Below are 575 nucleotides of genomic sequence, written 5' to 3'. Positions count from 1 at the left end.
GGCCCCGACGCGAAGCTGACGGCGCCGCGCCAGGCAGTGGAGGCCGCGCAGGCCGAGGTCACGCGCCTCGCCACGCAGCGCGAGCAGGCCTCCGCCGCGCTCGCCGCTGCCGAGGCGCGCATGGCCGAGATCGGCCGGGCGATCGCGGAAGCCGAATCGCGCCTGCAGTCGCTCCCTGTTCCGCCGGCGAACTGAGACCGGCGGGGATTGCTCCCGGAAGCGTGACGGGGTCCTGCCCGTCACGTGAATGGCGGCGATGGCGTGTCGGTCGTTCCCTGGCGGGACGCCAGGGGATGACCGCATGACCGCGCAAAGCTGGAACCCGCTCGACTGGACACGCCCATCGCAGATCGCGGCGGGCTTGCTGCTGCTGCTAGCTGTCCTGGGCTGGGGCCTTGCCTTCAGCCGCGGCGGCACGCTGAACGAGGCCCGGGAACAGCAACGCGCGGCGCAGGCGCGCGCCGGCCAGCTCGAGCAGACCTTGGCGCAGGAGCGCCAGGCTGCCGGCGACCTCGCCGCCATCACGCAGCGGCGCGAGGCGGCGGAGCGCGCCCGGGCCGAGGCCGAGGCCCGCG

The 575-nt window shown here is 75.3% G+C and carries 2 protein-coding genes; both read left to right on the top strand.

Translation table 11 applies throughout. The annotated features are described in order from the left end of the window. A partial coding sequence (locus L2I40_RS24250) for a hypothetical protein (RefSeq protein WP_237217882.1) occupies positions 1-195 on the top strand: 195 nt, incomplete at its 5' end. Between the two features lie 106 nt (positions 196-301). Beyond that, positions 302-575: hypothetical protein (locus L2I40_RS24245; protein WP_237217881.1), on the top strand; the 274-nt coding region annotated here is incomplete at its 3' end.

Source organism: Falsiroseomonas oryziterrae (genome assembly GCF_021864505.1).
Lineage (GTDB): Bacteria > Pseudomonadota > Alphaproteobacteria > Acetobacterales > Acetobacteraceae > Falsiroseomonas > Falsiroseomonas oryziterrae.
This window is presented reverse-complemented; position numbering and strand designations above follow the sequence as displayed.